The sequence below is a fragment of the Gemmatimonadales bacterium genome, from assembly GCA_036500345.1.
Classification (GTDB): Bacteria; Gemmatimonadota; Gemmatimonadetes; order Gemmatimonadales; family GWC2-71-9; genus Palsa-1233.
This window is the reverse complement of the sequence record DASYCE010000030.1, coordinates 1-23002: the sequence shown is the minus strand read 5'-3', so window position 1 is coordinate 23002 and position 23002 is coordinate 1. Positions and strand designations below refer to the sequence as shown.

At 65.5% G+C, this 23002-nt stretch carries 19 protein-coding genes; 9 read left to right on the top strand and 10 right to left on the bottom strand.

What is annotated here, in order from left to right; genetic code table 11:
• Window positions 1–14: 14 nt before the first annotated feature.
• From VGM20_13180 to VGM20_13160, 5 genes are all read left to right on the top strand, one after another.
• A complete protein-coding gene (locus tag VGM20_13180) occupies window positions 15–431 on the top strand; it encodes a nuclear transport factor 2 family protein (GenBank protein HEY4101820.1) in 417 nt (138 codons plus the stop codon).
• A 19-nt stretch (window positions 432–450) separates the two neighbouring features.
• Window positions 451–2907 carry a protein kinase gene (locus VGM20_13175; protein HEY4101819.1) on the top strand — a complete coding sequence of 819 codons (2457 nt, stop codon included), beginning with the start codon at window positions 451–453 and terminating at the stop codon, window positions 2905–2907.
• 115 nt (window positions 2908–3022) lie between these two features.
• Window positions 3023–3505 (top strand): hypothetical protein, encoded by a 483-nt coding sequence (locus VGM20_13170; GenBank protein ID HEY4101818.1) that lies wholly within the window; start codon window positions 3023–3025, stop codon window positions 3503–3505.
• 160 nt (window positions 3506–3665) lie between these two features.
• Window positions 3666–4928 carry a hypothetical protein gene (locus VGM20_13165; protein ID HEY4101817.1) on the top strand — a complete coding sequence of 421 codons (1263 nt, stop codon included), beginning with the start codon at window positions 3666–3668 and terminating at the stop codon, window positions 4926–4928.
• A 10-nt stretch (window positions 4929–4938) separates the two neighbouring features.
• A complete protein-coding gene (locus tag VGM20_13160; protein HEY4101816.1) occupies window positions 4939–6903 on the top strand; it encodes a C1 family peptidase in 1965 nt (654 codons plus the stop codon).
• A gap of 82 nt (window positions 6904–6985) precedes the next feature.
• Here VGM20_13160 and VGM20_13155 read toward each other — a convergent pair whose 3' ends face one another.
• Window positions 6986–8023, bottom strand: coding sequence for a hypothetical protein (locus VGM20_13155; protein HEY4101815.1), 1038 nt, complete (start codon window positions 8021–8023; stop codon window positions 6986–6988).
• Window positions 8024–8040: 17 nt separating this feature from the next.
• A complete protein-coding gene (locus VGM20_13150; protein HEY4101814.1) occupies window positions 8041–8571 on the bottom strand; it encodes a PDC sensor domain-containing protein in 531 nt (176 codons plus the stop codon).
• 303 nt (window positions 8572–8874) lie between these two features.
• Here VGM20_13150 and VGM20_13145 point away from each other — a divergent pair, with 303 nt between their 5' ends.
• Window positions 8875–9417, top strand: a complete 543-nt coding sequence (locus tag VGM20_13145) for a Uma2 family endonuclease (protein HEY4101813.1) — start codon at window positions 8875–8877, stop codon at window positions 9415–9417.
• 608 nt (window positions 9418–10025) lie between these two features.
• Window positions 10026–12461, top strand: coding sequence for an ABC transporter permease (locus VGM20_13140; protein ID HEY4101812.1), 2436 nt, complete (start codon window positions 10026–10028; stop codon window positions 12459–12461).
• A 16-nt stretch (window positions 12462–12477) separates the two neighbouring features.
• Here VGM20_13140 and VGM20_13135 read toward each other — a convergent pair whose 3' ends face one another.
• The 3 genes from VGM20_13135 to VGM20_13125 form a co-directional block, all read right to left on the bottom strand.
• On the bottom strand, window positions 12478–12909 hold the full coding sequence (locus tag VGM20_13135) for a hypothetical protein (GenBank protein ID HEY4101811.1): 432 nt from the start codon (window positions 12907–12909) through the stop codon (window positions 12478–12480).
• Window positions 12910–13044: 135 nt separating this feature from the next.
• Complete coding sequence (locus tag VGM20_13130; protein ID HEY4101810.1) at window positions 13045–15636, bottom strand: ABC transporter permease; 2592 nt, start codon at window positions 15634–15636, stop codon at window positions 13045–13047.
• A gap of 7 nt (window positions 15637–15643) precedes the next feature.
• On the bottom strand, window positions 15644–15994 hold the full coding sequence (locus VGM20_13125; protein HEY4101809.1) for a PadR family transcriptional regulator: 351 nt from the start codon (window positions 15992–15994) through the stop codon (window positions 15644–15646).
• Between the two features lie 181 nt (window positions 15995–16175).
• Between VGM20_13125 and VGM20_13120 the strand changes: the two genes are divergently transcribed.
• Window positions 16176–16535 (top strand): hypothetical protein, encoded by a 360-nt coding sequence (locus VGM20_13120; GenBank protein HEY4101808.1) that lies wholly within the window; start codon window positions 16176–16178, stop codon window positions 16533–16535.
• On the opposite strand, the gene VGM20_13115 is transcribed toward VGM20_13120, so the two are convergent.
• Window positions 16522–17292: an N-acetylmuramidase domain-containing protein gene (locus VGM20_13115; GenBank protein HEY4101807.1), complete on the bottom strand. Its 771-nt coding sequence runs from the start codon at window positions 17290–17292 to the stop codon at window positions 16522–16524. The two genes, VGM20_13120 and VGM20_13115, sit on opposite strands and share 14 nt — an antisense overlap.
• 92 nt (window positions 17293–17384) lie before the next feature.
• Window positions 17385–18155, bottom strand: coding sequence for a hypothetical protein (locus tag VGM20_13110; GenBank protein HEY4101806.1), 771 nt, complete (start codon window positions 18153–18155; stop codon window positions 17385–17387).
• Between the two features lie 306 nt (window positions 18156–18461).
• Between VGM20_13110 and VGM20_13105 the strand changes: the two genes are divergently transcribed.
• Window positions 18462–19103, top strand: a complete 642-nt coding sequence (locus VGM20_13105; GenBank protein HEY4101805.1) for a hypothetical protein — start codon at window positions 18462–18464, stop codon at window positions 19101–19103.
• Window positions 19104–19260: 157 nt separating this feature from the next.
• Here the strand turns inward: VGM20_13105 and VGM20_13100 are convergent, their stop codons facing one another.
• The 3 genes from VGM20_13100 to VGM20_13090 all read right to left on the bottom strand — a co-directional run bounded on the left by VGM20_13100 (window position 19261) and on the right by VGM20_13090 (window position 22807).
• Window positions 19261–19473 (bottom strand): hypothetical protein, encoded by a 213-nt coding sequence (locus VGM20_13100; GenBank protein ID HEY4101804.1) that lies wholly within the window; start codon window positions 19471–19473, stop codon window positions 19261–19263.
• 119 nt (window positions 19474–19592) lie between these two features.
• Window positions 19593–22043 carry an ABC transporter permease gene (locus VGM20_13095; GenBank protein ID HEY4101803.1) on the bottom strand — a complete coding sequence of 817 codons (2451 nt, stop codon included), beginning with the start codon at window positions 22041–22043 and terminating at the stop codon, window positions 19593–19595.
• A gap of 188 nt (window positions 22044–22231) precedes the next feature.
• Window positions 22232–22807, bottom strand: a complete 576-nt coding sequence (locus VGM20_13090; protein HEY4101802.1) for a Uma2 family endonuclease — start codon at window positions 22805–22807, stop codon at window positions 22232–22234.
• Between the last annotated feature and the right edge of the window lie 195 nt (window positions 22808–23002).

The following is a 23002-nucleotide window of genomic DNA, read 5'->3' as shown; positions in this document are numbered from 1 at the left end:
CAACATCGGAGACGATGACCGCCGCCGACACCGCCGGGATCGGTCAGGCACGCGCCGACATGACCCGGTATCTGCTTGCGGGCGACGCCACCGCCGTGGTCGCCGGATACGCCGACAGCGCGGTCTTCGCGGGAACGGGCTCCGCGACACTGCGAGGCCACGCGGCACTGCTCGCGTTTCTGCAGACGGCGCTGGTGGCGGCGAAAGTCACCACCTTCGAGCTGCAGCCGATTCTCGTGGTCGGACGCGGCGGGATGGTGACCGAGGTGGGCACGCAATACGAGGTGGTGGCGCCGAACGGTCAACCTCCGCAGCAGGTGTGGGGGCGCTACCAGGTCACATGGCAGCGACAGGGCGGACAGTGGAAGGTGCTGACCGACGTGTCGGTGGATGATTCGACTCACCCCGGCGCCAGTGTGCCGGGCAAGTGATCCGCCATCGGGCACCGCGATGACGCTCGATTCGCTTCGCCAGACCCTTGCCGGCCGCTACCTCATCGAGCGCGAGCTCGGCCAAGGCGGCATGGCCACGGTCTACCTTGCGCGGGACATTCGCCACGAACGGGATGTCGCGATCAAGGTGCTCCGAGCCGACCTCTCCGCATCGCTCGGTGCGGAACGTTTCCTTCGCGAAATCAGGATCGCGGCACAGCTGCAGCATCCGCACATCCTCCCGTTGCTCGATTCCGGCTCGACCAGTGAGAATCGTGCCGACCAGAGCGCAGCCGCGGACGTGGGACCCGGCCAGCTCTTCTTCGTCATGCCGTACATCAACGGCGACTCGCTGCGGCAGCGTCTGGCGCGCGAAACCGAACTCCCGGTGCACGATGCGCTGCGGTTGATTGGCGACGTGGTTGACGCGCTCGCCGCAGCGCATGCGAACGGCGTGGTGCACCGCGACATCAAACCGGACAACGTGATGCTGTCCGGGCGGCACGCACTGGTCACGGATTTCGGCGTCGCGAAGGCGATCAACGCCGCTGCCAGCGGCGTGCATCGTCCCGGGATCGCAGCGCGGTCGAGCGACCTCACGACGCTCGGCGTCGCCGTCGGCACGCCGGCCTACATGTCGCCGGAACAGGCCGCCGCCGATCCGCACGTCGACCATCGCAGCGACATCTATTCCGTGGGGGTGATGCTCTACGAAATGCTCACCGGGCAACCACCGTTCGTCGCGACGACACCGCAACAGATGCTCGCGGCGCACATCACGGCAACGCCTGCTCCTGCGAGCCAACACCGCCCGTCAATCGCACCGGCCATCGATGCCATCGTGATGCGATGCCTGGAGAAACGCCCAGCCGACCGCTTCCAGAGTGCCAGTGAACTCCACGCTGCCCTCGAGGCATGCGTCACGCCGCCGACCGGCGTCGCGCCGGCCGACCGGCGCTCGGGGCTCCCGGTAAACGCTCGCCTGACCGCGACGCGGCAGCGGTGGTGGTGGGCAGCGGCGGTCATCATCCTCGCCGCCGGCGGCGCCGGGTGGCGATTCGCCCAGTCGTCACGAGTGCCACCGACGGCCGGCAGGCACACCATTGCGGTGCTGCCGATCGATGTGAAAGGCGACACCGTCAACACGCCGTTCGCCGACGGCATCAGCGACGGCGTCCGCAACGCGCTCGATCTGGTGCCGGGAGTCACCGTCGTCGGACGGGTATCCTCGCTGGCGTTCGGCGCCTCCGCCGATCCGCGCAACGTCCGCAAGCGGATCGCGGGCGTCGACGCCGTGCTGCAGGGTGCGCTGACCAGCGCCGGCTTGCGGTTTCACCTCGTGGCAGAACTCGATGACGCCGTCGACGGACATCAGATCTGGGGTACGACAGCAGACCTGGAACTCCGCGATCTCTACGCCGAGCAGGATTCGATCCGCAATGCGATCGTCTCGGCGCTGCGACTCCGGCTCACCGCCGCGCCAGCGACCCGCGCCGCAGGGCGTACCGCGAACCCCAGGGCGTATGCCCAGTACCTGATCGGACAGCATGAGGCATATCAGCTCGACGAGCGTGATCTCCGGCGCGCGCTGGCCCACTTCGACACCGCCATTGCGCTCGATCCGACCTTCGCCGCGGCGTATGCCGGCAGTTCGGTTGCGTGGGGATATCTCGCGGACGAATACCTCCCGCCCGACAGTTCCTATGACAGATACTTCCAGATGGCGCGACGCGCCGTGGCACTCGACAGCAACTCGGCAGTGGCACATGCCATTCTCGGCATCGCCACAGGCTTTACCAACGGTGATCTCACCGCGGCGTACCGCGAGCTCGATCGGGCGGTGGCGCTGGACTCGAATTCGGCCGAGGTGCGCGAGCTCTACGCCAATCTCCTCTTCTTCGATCGGCCGGATGCCGCGGTGGCGCAGGCCGACCGGGCGATTGCACTCGATCCCCTCTCGGGATTCGCATCGTTCATTCGCGCTGGTGGGCTCTATGAGGGCCGCCGCTACCGCGAAGCGATCACCGAAGCGCAGCGGGCCCAGGAACTCTCCCCCGACCTGGTGTACTGGGACGTGGTCGATGCGGCGAGCTACCGTGAACTCGGCGACTACGCGCATGCAGTGGCCCGCTATCGCGAAGCTCAACGGATCGCCACCAAGCCGCTCTTCGGACTCGGAGTGACCTACGCGCGGATGGGATTGCGCGACAGTGCACTGCGTGTGGCGCACGACCTCGAGGCGGTATCCCGCACGCGGTACGTCACGCCGGCGCTGATCGGGATGATCTACGCCAATCTCCCGGACGCGGCGAGCCGGGATACCGCATTGGCTTGGCTCGGCGCAAATGAGCACGTCACCGGAGGACTCAATCTCCTGTTCACCCTGGCACCGGAGCTCGATCCACTGCGCGGCGATCCGCGGTTCAAGGTGCTGCTGACACGGTCGCGATTGTCACCCCCAGCGGAGCAACGATAGGATGCCCACCGTCTGTCATCCCGAGCGAAGCACCCGCAGGGTGCGTAGTCGAGGGGCCGCATTGCTCCTCCTCGCCGCCTGCAGTCATCCAATCAGGTACGCTGACCCGTCTCCGGTGAGCAATCGACCACTCAATCGCGTCATCCTCGGCGCAATGGCCGGCCGGGACGTCGATGAAATTCGCCGGGCGCTCCGGTCCACACTTCCAAAGCATGGCGTTGCGCTGACGCCGCGTGACTCCGCATTGTCGCCCGCGGACAGCGCCGCCACTGTCCTGATCGAAATGCAGGAAGTAGCGTCATCCACCAGCGACTACGCCAATGCTCCCTGCACCGGTGGGGCGACGCGCACGTGCGCGCCGACCAGATCGAGGACGACGGTCACGCTCAGCGCCGACGTGTCGCTCACCGTCCTCGGCGGTGACCGGCGAGGCCTTCATCAATCGGTCACCGAATCGTCGAGCGGGTGGTCGACTTCCGAGTCATCGGGAGGGGGGATGACCTACACGTCAACCTCTTCCACCGCACCGCTGATGCTGAATGTCGCCGCCGCGCTCGCTGACGACGTGCGCAGGATGATCCAGCAACTGGCGCGGTGAGTAGCTGCCGCTGCGGGCCGTGCGCCGCAAGGTATGGTGATCGCGCCAGGAACCCCCAGGAATCCCCTAGTGGCGCAATTCTGCACTCGGAGGTACATCAGTCGCGGAACCCCGATCCGGGTGAACCGACGTCCCCTTCAGTCCATGACAGAGTGAGTTTATGCGAAGACTGCTGATGGCGGTGAGTCTCGCCGCGACACCCTTGCACTCCGCCGCTGCGCAGGCGCGACCGGTGTCGCGCGCCGCAATGTCGCCGGCGATGCGCGCCGCGCTCGATCGCGGCGCGGTAGTGAAGGTGGCCGGCGCGGGCACCCGTGTTCCCCTTGCCGCGGTACCGGTCCCGCCTCCTGCCGACACCGGCAAGACGACCGCGCCGACGGTGACGTTGAACCGCGGCGAAGTGCTGGTGGCTCGCACCGGAACGAAGCCGACGTTCCTGACCATGATGTCGAGTGCCGCGGCCCATGGCGGCCGCAGACCAGCCTCGGACGGACTCGATTCGGTGTTTGCGCTGCCGCTGCACGTGCTGGCGGCCGATGCCCGGGGAAGGGCATCCGAGTTCGTACCTGTCTATCTCCCTGAAGGCCAGCTGCAATTCGTGGCAGACTCCAATGACTTCGAAGGAGTCTTCCTGGTCGGCATCCAGCGGCTCGACACGACCGATGCCACGGGGCTGGAGGATTCGGTCGCGGTGGCATTCGGCGGGGACCCCGACCTGATCTCGCCACGATCACTGACCTTCCATGATGTCGGCGAGATGCTCCCGGTGCGCGTCGTGGCGAAGAATCCCCACGATTCGCTGATGGTCGAGATCATGCCGGGGTCCAATCCGCCCGGAACATCGGTGTGGATACGCGTCGCGCCGGCACTGGCGTTCGAGACGCCGCCAACATCGATCGAGGGATACGGGATCGAGACGGCGACGCTGGTGATCGGCACCCGGGGAACGAATGCGAAGGACTCGATCGAGCTGATGATCGGCTCCGACCGTGGCAACCTCAGCGCGCGAACGCTGACCGTCGGCCCGAGTGGCGGCATCGTCACGCTGCAATCGGCAGGCGCCCTCGGCCCCGTCACCGTTCGAGCGCGCTCCAATCAATACGGAACCGCGGAGGCGACGATCCGTTTCGTGCCGCCGGTTCGTTTCGCGCTCGCCGCACTCCTCGGCGCGATTCTCGGCTCAGTGTACGCACAGACCAGGGCGAAACGGACCTCCTCGGATGGTGCGACCACTGCCACCGCGTCGCGGGCGAAGATGATTGCAGCGGGAGCGCTGGGTGCGGTGCTGGCGACGGCGATCTACGTCGCGCTGGGAATCGCCCTTGTCCCGGGCGTCGGGAAAGTTCCGCTCGTGAACGAGGCGGCGGTCTTTGCCTTTGCGGCATTCGGCGGAATGGCTGGGCTGAAGGTGCCAACCACATGATGGAGGGTTCATGACAACACGCCGCATCCGCCTGGGCAGTCGCATTCTCGATGCGCGCCCCGACACGGTCGACTTCCGCGACCGGATGTATCAACCGACGCTGGTCGAAGTGCCGACGAAGATCACGCTGCAATCGTACCGCCAGGCCCGGGTACCGATTCTCGATCAGGGCACGCAAGGCGCCTGCACCGGCTTTGGACTCGCGACGGTGGCGAACTATCTCCTGCGCAGTCGGCGCACCGTGCCGGACGACACGCCGGTATCGCCACGGATGCTGTACTACATGGCGCGGCGGTATGACGAGTATCCGGGGACGGCAGATAACGGCTCATCGGCGCGCGGGGCGATGAAGGGGTGGTTGAAGCACGGCGTCTGTTCAGACGCGCTCTGGCCACACGCAGGCAAGACTGGTTCGTACAGCCACGCCCGCGCCGCCGACGCGCAGGGCCGCCCCCTCGGCGCGTACCTGCGGGTCAATCACGGCGACCTGGTGGCAATGCATTCGGCGATCGCCGAGGTCGGCGTGCTCTATGCGACCGGGAATACGCACGCCGGATGGGACACCGTCAAGGCCGATGGGTTGATTCCCTACACTCCCGACAGCGATGACGAAGGCGGACATGCGTTCGCAATTGTGGCGTACGATGAATTCGGATTCTGGATCCAGAACTCATGGTCCGCCGACTGGGGATTTCACGGATTCGCCCGGATCAGCTACGACGACTGGCTCGCCAACGCCACCGACACGTGGGTCGCCCGGCTCGCGGCACCGGTGCGCCTCGTCACGGCGCAGGGGAAAGCGGCGTCGCGATCCGACCTCGCCGGTTCCCACCAGGTCGCCAGCAATGCAGACCTGCGACCACACGTCATCGCCCTGGGCGATAATGGTGAACTGCGGAACAGTGGTCCGTTCGGCACGACACCCGATGACGTGAAGGAGATCTTCACCAACGACTTCGCGCGGATCACGGCGAAGTGGTCGAAGCGGCGGATTCTCCTCTACGCCCATGGCGGCCTGGTGTCGGAAGACGCGGCACTGCAGCGAATCGCCGATTGGCGCGCGAGCCTCCTGGCGTCGGAGGTCTATCCGCTGGCGTTCATCTGGAAGACCGACCTCTGGTCGACGATCACCAATGTGATCGAGGACGCACTCGGGACCCGCAAGACCGAGGGGATTCTCCAGAGTGCGACCGATTTCATGCTCGACCGGACCGATGATTTCCTGGAACCGGTGGCGCGACATCTCGGCGGAAAGCTCCTCTGGGATGAAATGAAGAAGAACGCGATCGCGGCGTCCGACGCCGATCCAAGCCCCGATCCGGCACACACCCGGGGTGGTGCACTCGTGGCGCAGTATGTGAGCGACCTGGCGCGCAACGGGGTCGAAGTGCATATGGCGGCGCACTCGGCGGGGTCGATTCTGCTCGCGCCGCTGGTGGGACGGCTGGCGGATGATGTCACGATCAAGACATGCACCCTCTGGGCACCGGCGATCACGATGGCGCTGTACGGGACGACGTATGATCCGGCGATTGTGAGCGGGAAGGTCGCGAACTTCGCGATCTACACCTTGAGCGACAAGGCCGAGCAGGACGACAACTGCGGGCACATCTACAACAAGTCGCTGCTCTACCTGGTGTCGAATGCCTTCGAGGCGACGGCGCGGATCCCGATCATCCATCCGGACGGTGAGCCGCTGCTCGGGATGACGAAGTTTGTGGCGCCCTCTTCGCTATTGAAGTCGAGGAGAGGCAAGTACCGGTTTGACTGGGTGGTAGCGCCCAATGATGCGGCGATCGGGACAGTGGGGGCATCCCGGGCGGAGCACCATGGCGACTTCGATGATGACGAAGCGACGGTGAAAGCGACGTTGCGGCGGATCATCGGAACATCGACCGCGACGGTGGAGACGCGGTTTGTCCGGTCGGCGGCGGGTCGGCGGGATCTGCGGAAGGAGTTGGCAGCAGCGCCGTAACAGGGTCGGCGGCGGAGGGAGTACTGCAAAAGGGGCCACGAGAATCCGCGGCCCCCTTTGGCGTTGCCGATCCCGGTACTGCCTACTTCCTGTCGAGCACCAGCAACTTGAATGTCCCTGCTACCATCGGCGCGCGGCCGCGACGTCCGGCGGCGGTCGCCGTGTCGATCGCGCCAAAGGTCGCGGCGCCAAGGAAGACGCGGTGCGTCGCCGGATCAAGGGTCATCGTCTTGGCGCCGCCGCCGGTGGTGACGGTCTCGACGACGGTGTACTTGTCGGGCGAATCCTCATGCACGACGGTCATCGTCCCGTCGTTGTTCGATGCAAAGATCAGTTGCGTGGCGGGATCGAAGACGGATGCATCGACGCCTGAGCCGATCGGGACGGTGGTGACGAGCTTCCCGGCAGCGTAATCCGAGATCGCCAGATACTTGTTGCGGCAGACCGAGAAGAGCCGGTGATGCGCCACGTCGATCGACATTCCAGTCGACGATGCGCACGGCGCCACCGGCCAGCGGCGTGTCACCTTCATCGTCCTCGCGTCGAATTCCACCACTTCTGCGTTGTCGGTGAGGTTGGCGTAGACCATCCCGTTCCCGGCTGACGCGCCGAACTCGGGTTTACCGCCGAGAGCCACCGTGCCGATGTTCTTGCCGGTGGCGGGGTCGATCACTGATGACGAATGGGCGTCGCCGTTCATGGTGAAGACCCGCTTCGACGCCGGGTCGAAGAGGATCCCGTCGGCGTCTTCGGCGGCGTGGACGCGGCCGAGCACCTGGAGCGTCTTGAGGTCGAAGATCACCACCGACGAATCAGCGCCCGAGGTGGCAAAGCCGTGGCCGCTGGCGTAGTCGAACGCCACGCCGTGCGCGCCGTTGATGCCGGTCACCTCACCGAGGAGCTTGCCGGTCTTTGCGTCGACCACCATCTGGCGCGTCTGTCGCGCGATGAAGACGCGGCCGCCGCGCCCGTCGAAGGCGAGATAATCCCAGCTTCCGGTGCCGCCGAGCGGATAGGTGGCGACGATGCGGTAACCCGGCGCCTGTGCACCGATCGGAGCGGTCAGCGTGGGCGCGGCGAGGACGACCGCCACGGCAATGAATCGAGACATAGTCGACATCATCTTCTCCGGCGAGACTAGTTGGCGGCGAGCAGTTTCGCCTTCGACGGGATCTGCGGCGCGAGTTCGGCGGCGATCTTCGTCGCCATCGCCGTCACGGACGCTTCGGTCTGGCCGGGTGCTGCCTTGAAGCCGATACCGAGTACGCCGACGGTCTTGCCAGTGGCGTCGTGGAGCGGGACCGAGACGTCCATGCCGTCCTTTTCCTTCTCGACGTACGGCTTGCCGGTCTGCATCGGCTTGACGTCATCGGCTTCGCACTTCTCGCCGATGTCGCTCTTGTCGGTCGACGCGATCCCGATGCATCCCTTGGCGGTGGTGGCCGAGATGCCGATCTCGTCGGCTTCGGGGTGCTTCGCCTGGGTCGATTCGACGAGGCGCTGGGCGAACGATTTCGCGGCGGGAGCCTTGGCGGCGGGCTTGGACATCGCGGGCTTGGCCGCCGGCTTGGAGGCTGATTGGGCCATCGCGGTGGTGGCTAGAGCGAGCGAGAGAGCCGCTGCTGCGGTGATCGCAGCGAACGAGGCTTTGAGGCGTAGGGTCGGCATGGAATCCTCCGGTGAGCTGTGGGCGGTCGGTGGCGACCTGCCGGTCGATGGACTGGAGGAGAAGGTACGGCAGGGAGACTTACGGGAGGATGAATCCGAAAGACCGATCCGGGGCAGTCGGGCCGGAAGCGTCCGGCGATTTTGCGTAAATGAGTACCGCGCGTGTTGAGTGATCGGTTATGAGGAACGCGCAGACAAGCCCCGCTCAGCGTTGAATTGATCACGCGGTACCCGGATACAGCGCGATCGTTCACGCGCAATGTCCCCTTGTCCTCTCTGTTGCGCCGAGACGATACTATGGCGATGCCGCTCCCGCACTATTTCACGGCCGACGACGTGCGCGCGCTGCCCGACGACGGCAATCGCTACGAGACGGTCCACGGCGAACTGCTGGTGACGCCCGCTCCGGGTGGGCGGCATCAGTGGGCCCTCGAGCAGCTGCGCCGGATACTTGATCCGTATCTGCTGGAGCACGGAGTCAAGGAGATCCTTGCTGCTCCAGCCGACATCTCGTTCGGCCCTGACACATTGCTTCAGCCCGATCTCTTCGTCGCCGATCTCGACCGATTCCGCGAGACCTGGCGCTGGTCGGATATCACACACCTCCGCCTGGCAGTGGAGATATTGAGTCCATCGAGCGTCCGCGCCGATCGATTCACCAAGCGGCGGCTCTATCAGGAGCAAAGAGTCCCCGCCTACTGGGTCGTCGACATCGAAAAGCGTGCGATTGAAGTGTGGACCCCGGACGCAACGTTCCCGGTGATCGAACGCGAGCGGCTGCTGTGGAAGCATCCGTTGATCGAGGCGAGCTGCACGATCGAACTGCCAGAAGTGTTCAGCGAGTGACGCGACCTCTGTTGCGGCACCGAATTTGACGAGCTTCGACGGCGTAATTACAGCTATTACATGGCCACTCCGCTCACGGTTGCACGAATCGGCAATTCCCGCGGCGTACGATTGCCCGCCGCCACGCTCAGGCGGTATCACATTGGTACGGAGGTCGTCATGGAGGAACGTGCAGATGGAATCCTGCTCCGCCCCGCACGCCACACACCGGTGAAGCTGTCGTGGGAGGACACTGCGCGCGAGATGGCTGCAGCAACGGAAGATTGGAGTGAGTGGAGTGCCGCGGACGCCGACGGGCTTGCAGCCGCACCCTGGTCTGATCTCAAACGCGTTGCCGAACCCAAGGCACAGTATCGGCGAGGGACCAGATCCGGACGGTGAGCAAGGCTCGCATTGGTCGTAAGATCGGAGCGCTGACGGCCGTCGAGGCTGCGGCGCTCCGGCGCCTGTTGATGGAGATGTACGGGGAATAGCCGCAGTCGAAAGACGTTCCACCCCTGCGACGGCGCCAACGCAACAACACTCGTCCCCAACAGCCGAAACACCCGACCAATCGCGACCGTACGTCTCCGCGACGCAGGACTCTTCTTCTCCATCCGGACCAACATGTGAACACCATCGTCGCGGACATCCGATACGGCGTGCGCAGGCTGCGCAAGTCATTCTGGGAGACTGCCATCGCCATCATGGCGCTCGGTCTCGGCGTCGGTCTCACCACGACGATGTTCAGCATCGTCTATGGCGTCCTGGTGCGCGGACTCCCCTACCCGAACGGCGCCAGGATCGCGATCGTCTATCGCAACAACGCCGACCGCGGCATCAGACGACAGGCGTTGCCGATCCAGGATTTCTACGACCATCGCGCGCAACAACAATCCTTCACGGCACTCGGGGGATACTCCGAGGGTACCGTGAATCTGAGCGACGCCGAGCGTGCCGATCGGATCGACGCGACGTGGGTCACCGCCGACGTGTTTTCGATTCTTGGTGTGCAGCCGATGCTCGGCCGCGGCTTTTCCGAAACGGAGACGCGGCCGAGCGGAGCGCGTGTCGCGGTGCTGAGCTATCGATCGTGGCGCGATCGATACGCCAGCCGCAGGGACATCATCGGTGCTCCGATCCGGGTCGACGGCCTGGTCTACACCGTCGTCGGCGTGATGCCCGACGGCTTCGGATTCCCCGCCTCAGAAGGACTCTGGCTCCCGCTGCAGGACGATCCGGCTGCAAGCGTTCGCGGGCAGGGCGAGTATGTGACCACGATTGGAGCGCTGCGCCCGGGGATTGGTCGCGAAGCGGCATCGGCCGATGTTGCAACGATCGCCCGGCGACTCGCCGCCGCATATCCGGAGAGCGACAAGGGATTTGAGGCGACTGCGGGAACGTTCACCGACTGGTCGATCGGGCCGGGACCGCGACGCCTCCTCCTCACGATGCTGGGCGCGGTCTTCTGCGTGCTGCTCATTGCCTGCGCAAATGTGATGAACCTCCTGTCGCATCGAGCCGCATTCCGGCGCAGGGAGACCGCGCTCAAGAGCGCCCTGGGCGCTTCCCGGGGCGTGGTACTCCGTGGATTGCTTATCGAAGCGGCGTTGCTGTCGCTCGGCGGCGTGGCACTCGGCATCGGCATCGCGAGCGTCGGCGTCGCGGTATTCGATCGTGCCACCGTGAATACCGGCTTCCCATCGTTCGTTCACGTCGAGCTTTTCGTGCCGGTGCTGCTCTTCGCGGCGGCGATGGGCGTGATCTCGGCGCTCACTGCGGGCGTTCTCCCGGCGCTTCGCGCCTCGCGCGTCGACATTGCCGAGGTGCTGAAAGACGATTCGCGCGGCGCGTCGAGCTGGCGCGTGGGACGCCTGAGCCGGGGGCTCGTGATCCTCGAGACGGCGATGTCGTGCATGTTGCTGGTCCTCGCCGGCTTGATGATCGAAAGCGTGACGAAGATCCGCTCGATGGATCCGGGATTTGCGACCCGTGACGTCTTCACCGCCGCGATGTCGTTTCCCGCTGGTGCCGATACCGCTCGCGAATCATCGACGCTGCAGCGGCTGCGGCAGGAACTCAGCGGCCTCCCGAACGTACGCGGCCTATCGATCAGCTCAGGGCTCCCGGGCGCATCGCTCGGGCTTGCGGGTGTACCGATCGGGATCGACCGCATTACCTATGCGCATCCTTCCGACCGCCCGATCGTCAACACGGCGTCGGTTGATCTCTCCTTCTTTGCGACGCTCGGAATACCAGTCGCCGAGGGACGCCTGTTCACTGACGCCGATCGTGCGGGGGCGCCGCCCGTCGCCGTCGTCACCCGGCGCTTCGTCAAGAAGTTCCTCGGCGGTCGTGACCCGATCGGTTTGCGGATCGACGTTGGTTCGCCGGATGCCGACGCCGGTGCGCCGGCGAAGCTCACGACGGTCACCATCGTCGGCGTCATTCCGGACATCTGGGGCGGTGATCCGGAAAATCCCCATCCTTCGATTCTCTTTCGACCGTTCGCGCAGGCGCCGAGTCGCGATGTGGCCCTCACCGTTCGAACGACCGGCGATCCGCTGGCGATCACACGATCCGCGCGCGAGATCCTTCGCTCTGCGAACCCCGACATTCCGCTGTACATGCCGGAGTCATTGGCAACGGCGATCGCAGAGCCGCTCTGGTTCGTGCGCGTCTTCGGAACGATGTTCGTGATTTTCGGATTCATCGCGCTCTTTCTGGCGATCGTCGGATTGTACGGCGTGATGTCGATGGCGGTCGGACGGCGCACCCGCGAAATGGCGATTCGCATCGCCCTCGGCGCACAGCGCGGCAGCATCATGCGCTTGATTCTCGGACAGGGCGCCGCGCAATTGGGAGTTGGAATAACAATCGGGCTGGTGCTCGCCGCGCTGATCGCGCCGCTGCTGAGTGCCGTCCTCGTCGGCGTCGAGCCGCGCGATCCTGCGGTCTACGCCGGGGTGATCGCGGCACTCTTCGGGAGCGGTACACTCGCCTGCATGCGGCCGGTACGCCGCGCCACCAGAGTGGATCCGATGAGGGTGCTGGGCGACGGGTGAACGATGTTGCGCCGGTCTAGAGCTGCCGCCGGCGCAAATCCCACATCCCCTGCACCGCCAGAATCAACGTGAACAGCCCCGTCACGCCGAGGGCGTGAAGGGTCCAGACGAAGAGGTACGGATCGCCGGCCCTGGTGAGCGTGCCGCTGAACGGGCCGTTCGGGCCGATCACGTGCATCGCCGGCATCATGATCGCCAGGAACGACCCGATCAGCATGATCACGTGCCCGGAACGCTTCTCGTCGAGAACCAGCGCTCCATAGAGCCAGATCACCAGGATCGGCACCGCCAGGATCGTCATCCCCCCGGCCTCAGGCGAGCCGGCCTGGGCGCGCGCGGTGTCGGAGGCAAAGTGCAGCGTCATGAGGACGATCGAGAGCACCGACCCACCCTTCAATAGCGCATGCCGTGTCATCGCCGCTCCCTCCGCAACGTTGAATTCGCTCATTGTTGTCGCCCCAGCTTCGCGATGTTGGATTCGTTCATTGTACACGCATCAGCATCGCGCGAACGAGCGAGAGCGCCCGCCGCGCGGGAATCCAGGTGGCGACGAGGCCCGCTGTCAAGGAGAGATAACGTGCCGCTAGCTCTGACGGAGGGCCACCATCGGACTCACCCGCGCCGCGCGGTATGCCGGAATCGATCCGGCGAGAAGGCCCACCGCGACGGTCAGTACGATGACACTCGCCAGTGCGATCGGGTCGGTCGGTGCGGTGCGATAGAGGAAGCTGCCGATCAGATGACTGGTGCCCATTGCCAGCCCGATGCCGACCACGACGCCGATGGCGACGAGGCGGAGCGTCTCGCCGAGGATTGATCGCACGACATCGGCGGCCGCGGCACCCAGCGACATCCGGATGCCGATCTCACGGGTGCGCCGCGCCACCGAATGCGAGACCGTCCCGTACAACCCGACCAGCGCGAGGAGGAGCGCGAGAGCGCCGAACGAGGTCAGCAGCCTCGCGGTCGATTTCTCTGCTGTCACCGATTGCCCGAAGATGTCGGTGACCGTCTGCATGCTCACGATCGGAAGATCCGGCTCGACGCTGCGTACCGCCGCGCGCATCGCGGCGAAGCTCCGCGCCGCGTCGCCTGTGGTGCGAACCATCAGCTGGATCTGGCCAAGGGCCGATGAATCGGCCTGCTGGTATGGGGCGTAGACGGTCGCGTCGCCGTGGTCCTGCCACGCGCTGTGGCGGATGTCCCGGACCACGCCAACCACCTGCGCGCCGGCGAAATCGCCGCTCGGCACGACACGCCCGATTGGATCATCGTTGCCGAAGATGGCGCGCGCAGCCGACGCGCTGAGGATCGCGACCTTCTGTGATGCAGGACTGTCGAGCGCCGCCGAGAAGTCGCGCCCACGAATGAACGGCACGCCGAGCGTCGCGAAGAATCCGGGGCCGACGAGGTTGGTCGTCGATCCGATCCAGTATCGCATCACGCTGGCCGACCGCACGCCCGGCACCGCAGCGAGTCGATCGAGCATCTGCTGGTAGTCGCGCATCTCTCGGGCGTGCGACCCGCCAAGCAACACTGGATAGACGTACGCCGCCACGACGTGATCAGCGTCAAAGCCAGGCTCGGCGCGGTGAAGCTGGCGGAGGCTTTGCACCAGCAGCCCGGCAGCGACGAGCAGCGTCAGTGACAGCGCGATCTGCGCGACGACGAGGACGCCGCCGATGTGCAGCTGACGGCCGCCTCCCTGCCCAGCGTCGGTGCCGCGAAGAATCGGACTCAGGTTGACGCGAGTGCTGGCAACTGCCGGCACCAGGCCGAAGAGGATACCCGTGCCGACGGCAAGGAGTCCAGTGAAGATGAGACACGCCGGATTCGTGAGCGGAGTGAAGTTCAGGCTGTCGAGCGGCAGCATCGTCCTGAGTACGCCCGCAGCCGACGCCGAGCAGAGGAGGCCGACGAAACCGCCGGTCCCCGCGAGGAGGATGCTCTCGGTGAGGAGCTGGCGCACCAGCCGTCTCCGACCGGCGCCGATCGAGAGCCGGATCGCCATCTCCTTCTGGCGATCGGCCGCACGAGCGACCAGGAGACTCGCGACGTTGATGCACGCGATGAGGAGAATCAACGCGACGATGCCGCCGACAACGAGTGCCTGCGCCAATCCGCTCGACGACAAAGCGCCGTCGGTGCCGTGAAGACCGGGACGCAGCCGGACCTGCCGGCTGGCGATGTCATGCATTGCCGCAGGCGACAATGCCGGGCCGCTCGAATCGGCAAGGAACGCGCGGTGGATCACTCCGGTTTCTGCCGAGGCCGCGGCCAGGGTCACCGAAGGGCTGAGTCTGGCTGCGATGCCGAAGCTCTGGTGATCCCGCAGCGCAAGTTGCGGGTGGAACGCGATCGGAATGGTGACGTCGCCGAGCGTGCCGGAGACGCGGCGCCCGTGGAATGTCGGCGGCATCACTCCCACGACAGTGAACGGCACCGGACCGATCGTGATCACCCGACCGACTGCGGCGGCAGTGCCGAACGCCCGGGCGCGGTATTCCGCACTGATGACCAGTGCCGGCGGCGCGCCGGGTTGATCGTCGGCGGGGGTCAGGATGCGCCCTTCAAGCGCATGTCCGCCGAAGAGTTCGAAGTACCCGCTCGAGACGAAATCGCCGGTGATCATCGCCGGCACGCCATCGACGACAGCGCTGAACCTGGAGCCGTCGTATGCGACGACCGTCGCGAAGGAGCGGCTGGCGTCGCGCAATCTCTCGAACTCGGCCCAGGAGAAATCGAGCCCCCCCCCCGCCGAATCAGTCTGGGAGAGGAAGACGACCTGATCGGGGTGACGCACCGGGAGCGTGCTGAAGAGCGCCGAATCGAGGAGCGAGAAGACCGCAGTGTTGACGCCGATGCCGAGCGCCATCGTCACGACGATCAGTGCCGAGAGGCCGGGGCGTTTGCGCAATGCCCTGAAGGCGATGCGCACATCCTGCCAGCAGCTCTCGAACCAGGGCGCGAGCCAGACGCCGCGGGCATCTTCGCGCGCCAGGGTGATGTTCCCGAGGGCCCGGTGCGCCGCGGCAGCGGCGTCGTTCGGCGACAGTCCCTGGCGTTCGAGTGCCTCGCGTTTGAGCGCGTGGTGCGCCTCGAGCTCATCCGCAAGATCGGCGTTCATCCGGGCGGAGCCGAGCCAGTACTTGAGACGGCGAAAGAGCGAACTCATGCGGAGGTCACGCGGTGGTCAGCACGAGCTGGATGGCGCGCACGATTCGGTCGAATTCCGCGCGTTCGGCGTGGAGCTGCTTCCGTCCCGCGGCGGTCACCGTGTAGTAGCGGGCCCGCCGGTTGTTCTCCGACGTTCCCCACTCGGCCTTGACCCAACCGTTGAGGAGGAGCCGCTGCAGCGCCGGATAGAGCGAACTCTCGCCGACGTGCAGGACGTCATCCGACAGGAGGCGGACCCGCTCCGCGATGCCATAGCCGTGATTGGATCCGGCGATGAGGGTCCGCAGGATAAGGAGGTCGAGGGTGCCGGGGAGAAGATCTGGGGCGGCGTGAACGGGATCCATGGTCATTCCCATCGAGAGACGATGGGAAGATGGACCAGCGCGACTGGGGCGTCAAGCCCCATCGATTGTCGATGGGAGTGCCGATCGCGGGCGGGTTGGGAGCAGCCCGCTACGTCCGCCTGAAATGACGGTAGAATAGAAGCGCTGGTTTCGCCGCAGCTGCCCCAGATACCCATACCGGATGGAGCTTTCGATGCGTTCCAGATTTGTCGCCTTGCCGCTGCTTGCCACGCTCACGTTCCTGATCAGCAATTGCGGTGATGGGGAGGACAAGGTTGCCGGCGGATGTACCGGCTCGGTCGCCACCGCGACACAGGTGGGCAATGCGGTCAACATCACCGGCTCGTTTGGCGCGGGCCAGCCGATCATGGAACTCAGCATGAACGGTACCGATCACAACTTCGTCTCGCAGAGCTACAGCGCCAGCACGGCATCGTTCGACATCACCGGCTTTGCCAAGGGTCAGTACACCGTCACCTGGATCCTCTCGTGTTTCAACGAGGACGGCGAGGTGACGATTTCGTCGCCGGTCAAGACATTCACGATTTCGTGACCGCGGTCTGGCGGAGCAGCGTCCCGGCACCGACGAACAATCCGCGGAGCGGGCGCGGGACTCGGGAGTATTCGCTGAGGGCGGTAAGGGTCCGTGGTCCTATGATCCCGTCGATGGGGCCGGGGTCGAAGCCGGCGTAGAGGAGGGCGGCCTGCGCGGCGCGAATGGTGAGATCAGGGAGGACGCGCGTGGCGCGTCGATACGCCGATTCGAGGCGATCAGCGAACTCGTCGTGCCGTGCTGCGCGTCGCTTGAACCGGCGCGCGAACGCTGTCCAGTCGTGGTCGCGGAGGAAGTCGTCGGCACAGGCGACCGCGATGCGGCGAGTGAGTGCGCGAACCTGGGCATCTTCGGCGGAGATCATCTCCGCGACCATGGTGAACGGGCTCTTGAATCCGATCGATGTGGCGTGGAATCCGGCGATGCCGCCGATCCCCCACGATGCGCTGGCGATGGCGGCCTCCTCGTCGAGATCGAGCGCCGCATCGAACGCGCGGTAGTCCCCTGCACTGCCGTGGTTGGTGACATCAGTTCCTTCGCAAAGATCGTGTGAGGACGCGGACCACTGGCCGTCGGTGAGCGTGTGAAAGAGCGTTGCATCGAAGTGCAGTTGCGGCCGGCGGTCGGCGGTGAATCCGAATCCGCCGCTTTCGGCGGTCAGCACCGCCCAGAGTTCGGCGGGCCCGATGCGCAACGAGCCGAGTGCGGTGTAGAAGCCGTCGCGGGTGAGTGGACGGCCTGATCCCTGGAATCGCATGGACGTCTCCCTGGGGGTGGTGGAGCGTTCGGTGAAAGTGACCGCGGCGACGCGAGGATGGATCGTTTCACCCTCGCGTCGTCGAGCGGGCACTACGCTGCCTTTCCGGTCGGATTCACCGGTATCGCGGCAGGTTCAGGTGATGGAGCAGGAATCGGCTCCGGCGATGGAACGACCGGGGTCGGAGCTGGTGACGGTGCCGGCGACACGGAAGCGGTATGGCTCCGGACGAACGGACCCTCGATGGTGCGGGCGTTGACCCAGCCGGCGAGTGCGGAGGGTGAATCAGCGCTGTCGTTCGCCTGGTAAAAGGTGTCGAGCACGGTGATCGCGCGATGGCACTGCGCGATCGTCCTGCCGTAGGTCTTCCGTGCGCCGACGTGCTGTCCCTTCCCGGTGTCGATCGCGGTGCCGCTCGCCTCGAACTGATCGAGCGCTGTGCCAAGGTCGGTGATGAACGACTGACCGAGGCCCAGCGGGACGAGGATGTCGGCGTGGGCGGTCCCCTGCGCCAGGAGGTTGCGGGCGTCGAGGAGGAAGCGCTTGGTCGGCGCCACGACGCTTGGGAGCTTGAAGACGCCGACGAGTTGCGGGTTGCTCTCGGCTGCCTGCTGGCCGATCGCCGCAAGGCGGACGAGGAGCTCGTCGCGGATCTTCCGGCGCGCCGCTCTCCGCTGGACGACGGCGGAGTCCTGGCCGGTCTTTCCACCGGTTTCCTGCAGTCCGAGCGATGTGGCCTGGGTGACGGCAGAGTCAAGTCGCTGCAGGGCGATCTTGAAGCCGTCGTTGTCGATGGGGTTGGCATTGGCGTAGTCCAATGCGCGACGGGCCATCGACAGCTGCCTGCGAGTTACTGCGTTCATAAAGCACTCCATGGTGTGGTGACCGGCGCGTCTGGGTACCGGGACCGATGGTGGATCAGGATGTTTGGGAAGAGCGTGCCACCCAGACTGGCCGTGGCGCTCGGATCACGTTGGAACGCATCCGGTGTGCCAAATCGTTATCACTATGACTGGCAAAGAGTTACGGATATTGGAGATGGGCCCGCGGACAGTGGTTGTATTAAATCCGGACAAAGTGTCAAGTTGCGGAATGGTACGTACAGCGGTTTGGGGAGGGATTGGAGTTTGGGTTGGGCGCGGGTGATGGCTTGTCAGCGATTACGGCGAGTGGTTTTGGAAGTGGGCATTGGACTGTATTGGGATCGAGCTGAGCGACGTAATGACACGATTGCGATCGAAGAGAGCGCGAATCGATCTGAGGTGAGCTTTGAGCGGCGTGAAGAGAGGGCGAAGAGGGATGCGATGAGGGCGAACGGAGATGAAGACGGCTTTGCGAGGGATGAGGTGAGGGCGAATGGAGATGAAGAAGGGTCGCAGCGGGATGCAATGAGCGTGAAGCGCCATGCATCGCAGGCGAATGCGGACGAAGTCGAGGCGCATCGCCGTGAAGTCAATGCGAATCGGGATTCGATGAGCGTGAGGCCGGATGCAGTCGGGGCGAATGGATGTGAAGAGAGCGTGAAGCGGGATGCAGTCGGGGCGAAGGCCCGTGCAATGAGCGTGACGAGGAATGAAGTCAACGCGAATCGGGATTCGATGAGCGTGAAGAGGCATGCAATCGATGCGCATGAGGACGAGGCGAGCGCGAATCGCGATTCAATCGGCTTGCGGCCCGATGAAGAAGGGTTGAACGGGGATGAGAAGGGCTTTCACGGGCGTGAAGAGGACGCGAAGCGAAATGAGAGGAGCGTTGAGCGACTTGCAAAGGACGTTGATCGACATGCAATCGTCGTTGCGGCGCGCAGATGACAGCGCATCGGGATGAGGCGGTCGCGATGCGAGATGAGAAGGTGTCGCCGAGGGATGAGAAGGGCGTGAAAGGGCATGAGAAGGTCGCGCAGCGGGAATAGACGACAGCGAAGCGGAATTCAACTGAGGCGGTTGGATTGAAAGTGCCCGCGAGGTCCTATCGGCGAAACCAGAGGGCTGAGGCGGCGAGGATGACGGTAATCCAGATACCGACGAGCCAGCGGGACTGTTCGCCGAGGCGGCGTTCGAGCCGGGTCTCGAGGGCGCCGAGGTCGTTGCGCAGCTCGGCCCGGACTTCTGCGAGGCGCTGCTCAAGCTTCGCGTCGAAGCGGGCGAAGTTGAGGTCATTCAGCTCGGGCAAACTGGTCATACAAGCCCTTCGAAAGTCTCGCTGTCACTGGCATTGGCCGCTCCGTCGCTTGAGGCAGCCAATACAATAGAACGTACCCTCGGCGCCGGATGGCACAAAATGGCTCGCGCCGCGCCCGATTACTCCGCCCGCAGCGCGGCGATGGGGTCGGCACGAGCGGCGCGACGCGCCGGAAGCCAGCAGGCCAAGGTGGCTGCGCCGCCCAGGATGATCGCCACTGATCCGAAGGTCGCCGGATCGAGTGGCTGTGCGCCGAAGAGCAACCCGACGAGCAGGCGAGTGGCGAGCACCGGACCCACAAGGCCGAGGACGAGGCCGGTGGCGATGAGTCGTGCGCCGGTCCAGACCACCAGGCTGATGACATTCCATGACGTCGCGCCGAGGGCCATTCGAATGCCGAACTCGCGGCGGCGCTGCGCCACGGAGTACGCCATCACGCCGTAGAGCCCGACGACCGCGAGCAGCAGCGCAGCCGCCGCGAAGAGCGTGCACACCAGGGCATAGAAGCGCGGGCGGGCGACCGATGCCGAGACGGCGTTGTCCAGCGTCTGCAACCCATACACCGCCACGTCCGGATCGACGGCCGCCACCTGCGCGCGGGCTTCGCGTTCCACCGTCGCGGGATCGGCGTTCGTCCGGATCACAAAGGCGGGGCCGGCCGGCAGCACGTCATAGGGAAAGTACGTTGCCGGTTCCGCGGGTGCGCTGAGCGAGCTGTGCTGCACCGTCCGCACAACGCCGATGATCTCGCCTCGCGCCCGGACGGTCTCGCCAGGCGCGGCGGACACCGTGTGCGAGATGCCGAATGTGATGTGCTTGCCGATGGGATCGGTCCCGGGAAAGTAGCGGTCGACCAACGCCTGATTGACGACCACAACCGGTGGGGCGCTGACGCGATTGTCCGGGTCGGTGAACACGCGGCCGCGGACTGACGTCATTCCCATCGTCGAGAAGTAGCCCGGTGATACCGGAAGCAGCCGCGACTCCGGCCGTTGTCCTTCTGGCGGCTTTGGTTGGCCATCGATGAGGAACGAGGTGGACGCCGAGAAGCCGGGGTCGGTGTCGAACGGTCGATTGGCCGCCGCGGCCGCCCCGACGGTGCCAGGGAGTGCGGCGAGCCGTGCAATGATCGCGTCGACAAACGCGTTGGTCGCCGGATCGTACTGATACTTCGGGCCGTCCAGCGCGGCGTCGAACACCACGACATGGTCCGCGCGGAAGCCCGGATCGACAGCCATCAGCCGGTTGAAGCTGCGGATCAGCAGTCCGGCAGCGACGAGCAGCACCGTGCAGAGCGCGAACTCGGAGATGACCATGGCGGAGCGCGTCGCGCGCGCGCCGCGAATGACGCCCCCGGCGCCGGCGCGCATCATGCTCGCGACTTCAGCCCGCGACGCACGGAGCGCCGGCAGCACTCCGAACGCGAGTCCGACCAGGACGGCGATGATGCTCGAGAAGATGAACACGCGGCCGTCGATCGCAATCTCGCTCAATCGTGGCAGATCGGCCGGCCCGAAGCGCACGACCAGCGCGAGGGCCCAGCTCGCCACCAGCAAGCCGAGCGCGGCGCCGCCTATGGCCAGCACCAATGCTTCGGTGATGAACTGCAGTGCCAACCGCCGGCGCCCGGCTCCCAGGGCGGTGCGCACGGCGATCTCCGATTCGCGGCGGGCTGCGCGGACCAGCAGCAGATTGCTGATGTTGGCGCACGCGATGAGCAGTACGAGCGCAACCGCGCCCATCAGGATCCAGAGCGGCCGTTCCACGTCACCGATGATCTCGTCTCGCAACGGTGTCGCGGTCGCGCCAATCCGCGCGTCGTACCGTGGCCACTCCGCCGCGATCCGGTGGGCGATGATCCCGAGATCGCGCTGTGCCGCCGCGACCGGGACGCCGTCGGCAAGGCGCGCGATCGCATGGATCTCATGGAGCCCGCGCGCGTTGTCACCGACCTCCCAGTCGTCCCAAGCCGCGGGATACCAGGCGTCCGGGGTGCCAGGAAAGGTGAATCCCGGCGGGGCGATCCCGACAACCTGATACGGATGCCCGTCGAGGTCGATGGACTTGCCGATGACGTGAATGTCGCCGCCGAAATCCCGATGCCATGCCGGGTCGGACAGCACGACGACCCGCGGCGCGCCTTTCAGGTCTGCTCCGTTCTGAAAGAAGCGGCCCTGCTGCGCACGCACGCCGAGAATACTGAAGAAGGAGCCACCGACGCGTGCGGCGCTGATCCGTTCCGCCGGCGCATTGGCGCGTGACAGCGTCAGGCTGTTGCTCTCGCGCACGGCCGCGATGGCGGTGAAGCTGTGGCTCTGCGACTGGACGTCCAGCAGGTCTTGCGGCGACATATCCATCGGATGGCCTTGCGGGTCCAGCCCCTCCAGGTAGACGAGCCGATCGGGCCGCGAAAAGCCCAATGGATTGAGCAAGACACCGTTGACGATTCCGAAGACGGCGGTCACGCTGCCGATGGCGATGGCAAGGGTCGCCAACACGGTCAGTGCAAAGAGGGGACTGCGCAGCAATTGGCGCAGGGCAAAACGAACGTCCTGGGCGAAGGTATCCATGGCGCAGTCCCGGTTGATGGCAGTTGCTGGTATGGCAAGCGCCACGCCGGAATTGCCATGGCGCCATAGCGATATGCAGCAACGACTTGCGCGTGATGGTGGTGGGAATCGGCTGGGCACCGGTGTCCGGTCGTGGGACTAATCGGCCCGGATTCGGACGCAGGCCTGAGTCGGCCTGCTGTGTTCCGCTACCTCTCTCCCTGGGGCGATTCTGGCGCGTCAAAGGTAAAGAGCTTGCCGAGATCGATGGTGAGCGAATCGGCGAGCGCCGGATGCCGCCACTCGATCGTGTCGCGATGGACCACCGCAGAGGTTGCCAGCGGCGTCCACGATTCGATCTGCCGAGCGATTGGGTCGACTATCCAGTAGGTTGGGACACCGTAGCGCTGATAGAGCGAGAGTTTGCGGGTACGATCGGTGCGCGCGGTCGACGGCGAGATGATCTCGACCACGAGATGCATCGTGGTGACGTCGCGCCAGTCGCCGGTACGGAGGAACGCGGCGGTGTCGGCGACGAGGACGTCGGGTTCGACGAGCGAATCTTCCGCGAAGGTGATGTCGGCGGGGCCGGCGAGGAGCTCGTCCATGCGCCGACCTGGCTTCAGATACTGCGCCAGCGCATCGATCAGCCGGATGACGATCGGCTGGTGACGACCACCCGGGCACGGACTCACGAAAAGGTCGCCGTCGATGACCTCGTACCGCTTGCCGTCTTCGGGCATGGTGGCGAGATCGGCAGCGGTGAAGTGTCGGGGGTGCGGCATGGCCATAGTATCGTCTCGGCGCGGAAGGGGCGCCCAGCACCGGTACCGTATTACGCGGAGCACGAATAAGAACGTCCCCACCCTGCATCGATTGGATCAGCTGCGCGACCGTGAACACGGGAATTTCAGGGGATGTACCACCCTTGCCCTCCCGAGCGCGCCGAGCTGATACTATGTCCATGCCGCTGCTGGAAT